General features: G+C 29.9%; 10 protein-coding genes. 5 read left to right on the plus strand and 5 right to left on the minus strand.

Annotated features, from left to right (window positions below):
- The first annotated feature begins 89 nt into the window (after positions 1–89).
- Together HALO113_RS18260 and HALO113_RS18265 are read left to right on the plus strand one after the other, a co-directional pair.
- Positions 90–569, plus strand: coding sequence for an energy transducer TonB (locus tag HALO113_RS18260; protein WP_159780577.1), 480 nt, complete (start codon positions 90–92; stop codon positions 567–569).
- An 82-nt stretch (positions 570–651) separates the two neighbouring features.
- Positions 652–1134, plus strand: coding sequence for a hypothetical protein (locus HALO113_RS18265; protein ID WP_236554805.1), 483 nt, complete (start codon positions 652–654; stop codon positions 1132–1134).
- Here the strand turns inward: HALO113_RS18265 and HALO113_RS18270 are convergent, their stop codons facing one another.
- Both HALO113_RS18270 and HALO113_RS18275 read right to left on the minus strand, forming a co-directional pair.
- Positions 1135–2235: a glycosyltransferase gene (locus HALO113_RS18270; protein WP_159780578.1), complete on the minus strand. Its 1101-nt coding sequence runs from the start codon at positions 2233–2235 to the stop codon at positions 1135–1137.
- Positions 2232–3179 (minus strand): lysylphosphatidylglycerol synthase domain-containing protein, encoded by a 948-nt coding sequence (locus tag HALO113_RS18275; RefSeq protein WP_370519403.1) that lies wholly within the window; start codon positions 3177–3179, stop codon positions 2232–2234. The genes HALO113_RS18270 and HALO113_RS18275 overlap by 4 nt, the downstream gene beginning before the upstream one ends.
- A gap of 53 nt (positions 3180–3232) precedes the next feature.
- Between HALO113_RS18275 and ruvC the strand changes: the two genes are divergently transcribed.
- From ruvC to HALO113_RS18290, 3 genes are read left to right on the plus strand one after another with little or no spacing between them, the layout of a single operon-like run.
- Positions 3233–3787: a crossover junction endodeoxyribonuclease RuvC gene (gene ruvC / locus HALO113_RS18280; RefSeq protein WP_159780579.1), complete on the plus strand. Its 555-nt coding sequence runs from the start codon at positions 3233–3235 to the stop codon at positions 3785–3787.
- Positions 3784–4917 carry a radical SAM family heme chaperone HemW gene (hemW, locus tag HALO113_RS18285; protein WP_159780580.1) on the plus strand — a complete coding sequence of 378 codons (1134 nt, stop codon included), beginning with the start codon at positions 3784–3786 and terminating at the stop codon, positions 4915–4917. Before ruvC ends, hemW begins: the two co-directional genes overlap by 4 nt.
- A gap of 12 nt (positions 4918–4929) precedes the next feature.
- Positions 4930–5697, plus strand: coding sequence for a cyclase family protein (locus HALO113_RS18290; RefSeq protein WP_159780581.1), 768 nt, complete (start codon positions 4930–4932; stop codon positions 5695–5697).
- A 53-nt stretch (positions 5698–5750) separates the two neighbouring features.
- Here HALO113_RS18290 and HALO113_RS18295 read toward each other — a convergent pair whose 3' ends face one another.
- From HALO113_RS18295 to HALO113_RS18305, 3 genes are read right to left on the minus strand one after another with little or no spacing between them, the layout of a single operon-like run.
- Positions 5751–6992 carry an ammonium transporter gene (locus HALO113_RS18295; RefSeq protein WP_159780582.1) on the minus strand — a complete coding sequence of 414 codons (1242 nt, stop codon included), beginning with the start codon at positions 6990–6992 and terminating at the stop codon, positions 5751–5753.
- A gap of 20 nt (positions 6993–7012) precedes the next feature.
- Complete coding sequence (locus tag HALO113_RS18300) at positions 7013–7351, minus strand: P-II family nitrogen regulator (protein ID WP_159780583.1); 339 nt, start codon at positions 7349–7351, stop codon at positions 7013–7015.
- Between the two features lie 18 nt (positions 7352–7369).
- A complete protein-coding gene (locus tag HALO113_RS18305; protein WP_159780584.1) occupies positions 7370–8362 on the minus strand; it encodes an outer membrane beta-barrel protein in 993 nt (330 codons plus the stop codon).
- Positions 8363–8623 lie beyond the last annotated feature (261 nt).

Here is an 8623-nt window from a genome sequence, read left to right on the forward strand (position 1 = left end):
TTAGTATAGTATTTAATCACATAAAATTTTTTTTTGTGAGTTGAATATAGTGTTTGCGCACAGTATTAACCAAATTCAAATAAACAATTATGCAAAAAAATACTTTTCAAGTAAAACTAAAGTTGGTTTTACTTTTTATGTTTAGTTTGTTTTTTACTTCATTTAATAGTAGTGAATTATATATTAATTCAGAAGATTTTATAGAATTCTATCAAGCGGAACAAATTCCTGTTTTTAAAGGGTGTGATGAGATGCTTACTAGAAAAGAAGCGGTAGAATGTTTCAATAAGAAAATGACAAATCATGTTAAAAGAAATTTTACTTATCCAGAAGAAGCATTAGAAAACAGAATTCAAGGTAGAGTAGATGTTACTTTTATAATTAGTGAATCTGGACTGATAAAAGATATTAAAGCAATAGCAACAAATGAGAAGGAATATGAAAAGAAAATTTTAGAAACTGAAGCTACCCGTATTGTTTCTTTGTTGCCAAAATTTATTCCAGGTAAACATCAAGGTAAAATAGTAAATATAAAATATGGATTACCTATTACTTTTAAAATGATGTAGAAAAGGAAGTGTTTAAGCTTTTATATTTATTTCTTCAAAATAATAGTAAAATAAAAAATAGTATTTTTACAGAAAAAATATTTTGGAAAGGAATACATGTATATTGTTACTATTTATGCTTCTTACTTCTTGTCAATTTTTTGATAAGAAAGTGCCAGATAAAGAAGTGATGTTAAAAGAAGAATTGGGAAAAATAAATTGGGAAGAAGTAGATGAATTTCCAACCAGTAATAATTGTGATTCTATCATTGACAAAGAATTACAAAAAAAATGTTTTTTTAATTATATTGTTGAAAACATATATCAAAGAATAAATACTGATACATTAAAACAGATGTATCCTAATTTAGATACTATCTCTGTTAAAGTTACAATTCATCCTAATGCGACATTAAATTTTAAAGTTCAGCAGCCTAAAGATACGGTAAGGCATGACCTTAGGATAGTGGATAGTATATTGCAAAAAAATCTTTCTAATTTTCCACATATTGAGCCAGCTATAAAAAGAGGGATTAAAGTAAAAACACAATTTATTTTACCAATTGTGGTGAAGTCTAAAGAGTAATTATTTTTTAAAGGTCCTTCCTTTCCATTTATAATGGCCAAATAAGGAATAAAAAGCGACCGTTGTACTAAATATTGGATATAATACCATGCTTGGAATTAGCCATTTTAATTTTGTTTCATAATGAAATGAAGTTTGCTTAAGTAGTATATAATCTACTATTGCTTTTGCTCCAATAAAAACCAAAAATGAGTGTAAAGAAATTATTTGTACGATAATAAAAAAAATACTCGATAGCCAAGCAATATTAGTAAGAAAGACCACAATAGCTAGGGCTTTTCCAAAAAAAGAATAATAATCAGTGCTTTTGGTTGCCCATCTTACCCTTTGAAAGAATAAACTTTTCCAGTTTGAAACACTTTTCGTGTAAACAGTGCTTTGGTGGTTTAAACAAAACCCAATAGCGTCTTTATTTTTCTCAATAGCTTTTTGTAATAAAAAAGCATCATCACCGCTTGCTATAGTATTATTACCTTCAAACCCATTTAATTCGTAAAAAAAATCCTTTTTATACGCAAAGTTGGCACCATTGCACATAAATGGCTCGTTGATTCCAAAACTTCCTATGGTAGCTCCTTGTAAGCTTAAGAAATCTAAATTTTGGAAGGCATGTAAAAAACCTTTTTTATAAATATAGGCTACACCTGCTGCCACCATTTTCACATGTGTTTGTTGTATGTAATTATCTATAATGCTTAACCAATGAGGCTGTACTTCGCAATCAGCATCTGTAGTTATTATCCATTCTTTATTGGCTAGTGCAATAGCGGTCTCAATTGCATCTTTTTTTGGTGAATTGGATTTTCTTATATTGTTTGCTATTTGTATTGAGAATTTATAATGTAAAAAATCAATTTTCTCGTCTGAATCATCATCTACTAAAATCACTTCAAATAAATCTCTTGGATAGTCTAGTTTTGAAAATGTCTTTAATAATTGGGGCAGATTTTTTGCTTCGTTTCTATACGGAACTACTATAGAAAAAGAAGTCTTTGGAGTAGTGTCATAATAAGGAGCAGGTTTCATTTTGGTAAAACCAAAAATTAATATAACAATGAGTAGTATGTATAAACTCATTATAATAAATAAAGTCAATGTCATGTTTTTTTAGGTTTAAATTGTAAAACAAAATAACTTCCTATAAGAACAGGAAAAACTAAATTAAAAAACCACATAATAAAAGTTATGAGGATGATTTTCCATTCTTCTATACCAAATTTGCCAAACAAATAAACGGCAACACTACCTTTGACAGCAACATCCATAATATGAATACTGGGAAGGATAGAGGCAAATAAATACATCATAAAGATAATGCTTAAAGCTGAAGAATAATTTATTTCGCATTGAAAAATAAGTAATAAATAATAAAATTGATGTGAGAAAATCAGATAACGTAAAATAGATAATTGAAAATTTGTAATCAAAATAGTTTTGGGAAAGCGCTTGCATTTTGACCAAAACTTTTGAATTGTAAAACCATAAAACCTAATTTTTTTGAATTTAAAAAAAATAAAAAAAGCAATTGTAATAATGATGAATACTATTAAATAGGTTGTTTTAATTTTAATTGAAAACCAAAACAGGGTTTGAGTTGTCTTTAATTGATATAGTATAATTCCAATTATACCAAAGAAGCAGGTTACAAACATTTGCGAGGTATTGCTAATAAAATTCAAAAAAAGAATCTTTTTAGTTTCTTTTTTTGGATAATAAAAAGCTTTCGCAACATATTCGCCTATTCGATTAGGGGTAAAAATAGAACTTGTAAGCGAACCTAAAGTTTGTTGTAATGATTGTAAGATTGAAATTCTTTTAAAATAGGAAACTAGGTTTTGCCATTTCAATATTTCTAAAAACCAATTGCTACTTGAAAATAAAATTAAAATGATACATTGTTTCCAGGTGATGTATTTTGAAAATAAAAACCAATCTATTTTTTTATGATTTAATTCATGATAAATATAAGTAATCGCAATAGTCACAATCAAAAGTTTGAGTATAACTAAAAGGAATTGCTTAGCTTTGTGAGGAATTATAATCATAATCGCAAAGTAACAAACTTTAGGTTTTGAAAACTTAACTTTTTAATAAAATTGTGACTCACGAACGCATAATATTAGGAATTGATCCCGGAACTACCATAATGGGGTTTGGTTTAATAAAGGTTATTAATAAAAAAATGGAATTTCTTCAATTAAACGAATTAATTTTAAATAAATACGATGACCATTATACCAAGCTAAAAGTTATTTTTGAACGCACTATTGAGCTTATTGATACTCATCATCCAGATGAAATTGCTATTGAAGCACCATTTTTTGGAAAGAATGTACAATCTATGTTAAAATTAGGAAGAGCGCAAGGAGTCGCTATGGCTGCTGGTTTATCTAGACAAATTCCAATTACGGAATACGAGCCTAAAAAAATAAAAATGGCCATTACAGGAAATGGTAATGCAAGTAAAGAACAAGTTGCTAAAATGCTACAGCAATTGTTAGGCTTAAAAACATTACCTAAAAATTTAGATTCTACCGATGGTTTGGCTGCAGCAGTATGTCATTTTTTTAACTCCAGTAGGGTTGAAGTGGGAAAAAGTTATTCAGGTTGGGAAGCATTTGTAAAACAAAATGAGAATAGAGTTAAAAAATGAGCGGCATTTATATTCATATTCCCTTTTGTAAACAAGCATGCCATTATTGCGATTTTCATTTTTCTACTAATATGAAGAAGAGAGAAGAAATGGTTTTTGCAATCAAAAAAGAGATTGAGCTTAGAAAAGACGAATTTAAAAAGGAAACCCTGGAAACAATTTATTTTGGTGGAGGAACGCCTAGTATTTTAAGTAATTCGGATTTAAAATTAATAATCGATTCGGTTTACCAAAATTACAACGTGGTTCATAATCCAGAAATTACTGTTGAAGCAAACCCAGATGATTTAACTGAGGAACGAATTTTGGGATTAAAACAAATTGGAGTTAATCGCCTATCAATAGGAATTCAATCTTTTTTTGAAGATGATTTGCAATTGATGAATCGGGCACATAATGCAAAAGAAGCTGAAAAATGTTTGCAAATTGCAACACAATATTTTGATAACATATCTTTAGACTTAATTTATGGAATTCCAGATTCAACTAACGAAAAATGGAAAGCCAATATAGAAAAAGCCCTTTCTTTTGGTGTGCCTCATATTTCTAGTTATGCGTTAACCCTAGAGCCTAAAACAGCTTTGCATAAATTTGTTCAAAAAGGAATTGTCAATCCACCCGATGATGAAGTAGCTGAAGAGCAGTTTTATATTTTGGTAGCGACTTTAAAAGAAAATGGATTTATACATTATGAGTTGTCAAATTTTGGGAAACCAGATTATTTTTCGAAAAATAATTCAGCATATTGGTTAGGTAAAAAATATATTGGCATCGGTCCTTCTGCTCATAGTTATGATGGGACTAATCGATCATGGAATATCGCAAATAATACTTTGTATATAAAAACATTAGAACAAGGGGTTTTACCCATTGAAACGGAAGTTTTGACTCTAAAAGATCGTTACAACGAATATATTATGACAGGATTGAGAACAATTTGGGGTGTTTCTTTTGAACGAATTAGTAAGGAATTTGGAGAAGTATATTTAGAATACTTAAAAAAACAAAGTCAGAAATTTATAGATGATAACCTTCTTGTGCTTGAGGATAACATCTTAAAAACAACTCAAAAGGGTAAGTTTTTAAGTGACGGTATAGCGAGTGATTTGTTTTTAGTAAATTTGAAATAAAATCTATTTTTTTTGAAAACAACAATTCTACATCAAAATAAAAACATTCAAATTGATTTGTCGCAACCTTTGGACATCTCAATTCCTTTAACAAGTGATGGTCAAAATCCTATTGCTTGGTATCAGCAAATTCCTGAAATAACACCTGTAAAAATGGGAGATTGGATTGGAAAAGTTTCTGAAGGAAAATCTTCAACAAATTTTAATAATATTTTTTTTAATCCTCATGCGCATGGCACACATACAGAATGTTTAGGGCATATTACCCATGATTTTTACAGTATAAACAAATTTTTAAAACGTTTTTTCTTTACTGCAGAATTAATTTCGGTTGTTCCAGAATTAATTGGTGAGGATTTAGTGATTACTAAGAGGCAACTTGCTACTGCATTATTCAATAAAACACCCGAAGCAATCGTTATTAGAACCTTACCCAATGGGGAAAATAAAAAGCATTTGAATTATTCCAATACAAATCCTCCGTATTTATCGGAAGAAGCAGCTGTTTTTGTAAGAGAAATGGGAGTCTTGCATCTTTTAATTGATTTGCCTAGTGTGGATAAAGAGCATGATGAAGGAAAATTATTAGCACATAAAGCATTTTGGAATATTAAAAATATTTATCAATTGAATTCTGAGGCTCGTTTTGAATGTACCATTACTGAAATGATTTATGTTGATAATACAATTTTAGATGGTCATTATATGTTGAATTTGCAAATTGCTTCATTTGAAAATGATGCTTCACCAAGTAAACCTGTTTTATATAAGATAATGTAAAAAGGGTTGTTTCAAAACAACCCTTTTAATTTAAAAATGAATGCGATAAATGATTATTTTTCGTTTAGTCTAAAATCTGGATAGGCATTCATTGCGTGTTCTGTGATATCTAAACCTTCTGTTTCGTCTTTTTCCGAAACTCTCAATCCTAAAGTTTTTTTCAAAATGAATAACAAAATAAAAGTAGTGCTCATCGCCCATGCTCCAATAGCAAGGACACCTAAAGTTTGAACTCCTAGTTTTGAAAATCCACCACCATATATTAATCCACCATCTATTGCAAATACACCAACTAAAATTGTACCTAAAGCTCCACAAACACCATGAACTGAAATAGCACCTACTGGATCATCAATTTTAAGTTTTTCATCAATAAAACTGATAGATAATACTACTACTAATCCACAAATTCCACCTATTGCTATAGCTCCAATGTTTGAAACTGCAGCACAACCAGCTGTAACGCCTACTAAACCAGCTAAAGCTCCATTTAAGGTCATGGATACATCTGGTTTTTTATATTTGTACCAAGTATAAAGCATGGCAACAATAGCTCCAGTTACAGCAGCTAAGTTTGTTGTGATAAAAACATTAGCAACATTTTTAGCATGTGCTCCGGAAATAGCTAATTCTGATCCGCCATTAAATCCAAACCACCCAAACCATAAAATTAAAACACCTAAAGCACCATACATCATATTATGTCCAGGAATAGCGTTTGATTTTCCATCTGTATATTTTCCAATTCTTGGTCCTACTAATAAGGCTGCTACAAGTGCTGCCCATCCTCCTACAGAATGTACTACAGATGAACCAGCAAAATCTACAAATCCTAGATTGGTTAACCAGCCACTTCCTTGCCATACCCAATGTCCAGAAACGGGATAGATAAATACTGTCATGACTAAAGATAATAATAAATAGGTGGAAAATTTAGTTCGTTCTGCTACTGCTCCTGAAATAATTGTAGCTGCAGTAGCACAAAATACAGTTTGAAAAAAAAGATTATGCATTTCGCCATCAGCATTGTAAAATAATGAAGGAGTTCCTATGAACGATCCAACTGAATCTCCATACATTAAAGTGTAGCCTATAGCCCAAAAACCTAATGAACCCACACATAAATCCATTACGTTTTTCATAATTATATTGATAGTGTTTTTTGATCTGGTAAAACCAGATTCAACCAATGTGAATCCTGCTTGCATTAAAAATACTAATACACCAGCCATAAGAATCCATAGGATGTCTAAAACACCGTTTATTTCTGTTACTTGTTTTGTTATATCTTCCATGATGTGAGTTTAATTATTGATTATTTTAAAGTTTGACCACCTTTTTCTCCTGTTCTGATTCTATATACCTCTTCAATATGAGAAACGAATATTTTTCCATCTCCTATTTCTCCAGTAGCTCCAGCTTCTAAAATGGCTTTAATGGTTTTTTCTTCGAAATCATCATTAACAACAATGGACAGATAGCGTCTTTGAATATCGCTTGTGCTGTAAGAAATTCCTCTGTAGACATGACCTTCTTTCTCGTTTCCTAATCCAGTGACATCCCAATAAGAGAAAAAGTTTACACCTATTTCATGTAATGCTTTTTTTACAGCAGAAAATTTTGATTTTCTGATTATTGCTTCAATTTTTTTCATTTGAAATTTGATTTTTAATTAAAATTTATAAATAGCAGCTATTAAAAATGAGCCTAATGTTTTTGTAGGTTCTAAGTTGGTCTTAATAAAGATTTCTTCTGAGCCATTATCTAATCGAAACTCAGGTTTTATAGTTAAATCTTCCACAGTATAGCTTCCTGTTAAAGTAATTGCAATAACATTTGGATCGTCTTCTGTTAAATCGCTATGTCTTGCAAAATATTCTCCACGCAAGCCCAGAGTAAAATTATCATTTAAAGTATATTGAGGGTATAGAGCTCCGCCATAAAACCCTTCTCCTTCATTATCTGCATATGCTCCATTTACGCCTATAAAAAAAAGTTCAGTAGGATTGAATCCGCCTGTGTAATCCATTTCAAGACCAAGTCCAGCTTTATCGTATAAGACATTGAAAAAATGTTTGTCATAATTTAATTGACCTCCCAAAGCATAGCTTCCGTTAGGGTTGTAAAGATTAACATCTGTTTGGTTGAATACGCCTATTAGTAAATTTGTTTTTTCTGATAAAGAGAAATCAGCTTTTAATCCAGTATGATTAAATGGTCCATTCGTAAAAAGATAGGATGTACTATAATTAAAATTGCCTACTGGTGAAATCAATTCATAACCTAGATAGGTATTAAATTTTCCTGCTGTTAATTTAACTGTTTCGCTAATGTTATAATATACATAAAGCTGATTAACAAAAGTAGAATCAATAAAGCTGGCTTGAATAGCTCTTGGACCAAATGCCAAATCTGCTACAGCGCCTACTTTCCCTTTTTCGTACTTTGAAATGATGTTTGCCATTCCTAATGAAAATCCAGATTTATCTGCAAATGAGGTTGAAGGAGCAATTTGATTCTCATCGTTAGGAGCTGTTAGGTTAGCTCTATAATAAGTGTCAACGCTACCCGAAAAAGTAAAATTTTTCAATTTTTCTTGAGTTTCTTCTTGTGCAAAAATGAAGTTTGTTAATAGTAACACTACCACGGTAAAAAGTTTTTTCATAAATGTTGTTTTTTTGTTGTTAGTTGAACAAATTTATTTAAAAACAAATTATACCCTTAAAAAAATAGGGTGTGTTGTGTTATTTTTATCAATAGTTTATTTTAAGCCTATTTAAAATTAGGGTTAATGTAATTTTTTTTATTTTTTTTAATAAATCAATATTGTTACAAATGAATTATTGTTATTTTTATTCAAAAAATTATAACAATAAATCATTGTTTTTTGTTTTTTTTTGAATAAAAATTCAAAAAATCGTTATTT

Origin of the sequence: Flavobacterium sp. 9AF (assembly GCF_902506265.1) — a bacterium.
Taxonomy (GTDB): domain Bacteria; phylum Bacteroidota; class Bacteroidia; order Flavobacteriales; family Flavobacteriaceae; genus Flavobacterium.

What these genes read in the sequence shown, in the direction of transcription:
- HALO113_RS18260 (WP_159780577.1), top strand. Translation starts at nt 90, where the DNA reads ATGCAAAAAAATACTTTTCAAGTAAAACTAAAGTTGGTTTTACTTTTT.
- HALO113_RS18270 (WP_159780578.1), bottom strand. Translation starts at nt 2,235, where the DNA reads ATGACATTGACTTTATTTATTATAATGAGTTTATACATACTACTCATT.
- HALO113_RS18275 (WP_370519403.1), bottom strand. Translation starts at nt 3,179, where the DNA reads ATGATTATAATTCCTCACAAAGCTAAGCAATTCCTTTTAGTTATACTC.
- hemW (WP_159780580.1), top strand. Translation starts at nt 3,784, where the DNA reads ATGAGCGGCATTTATATTCATATTCCCTTTTGTAAACAAGCATGCCAT.
- HALO113_RS18295 (WP_159780582.1), bottom strand. Translation starts at nt 6,992, where the DNA reads ATGGAAGATATAACAAAACAAGTAACAGAAATAAACGGTGTTTTAGAC.
- HALO113_RS18300 (WP_159780583.1), bottom strand. Translation starts at nt 7,351, where the DNA reads ATGAAAAAAATTGAAGCAATAATCAGAAAATCAAAATTTTCTGCTGTA.
- HALO113_RS18305 (WP_159780584.1), bottom strand. Translation starts at nt 8,362, where the DNA reads ATGAAAAAACTTTTTACCGTGGTAGTGTTACTATTAACAAACTTCATT.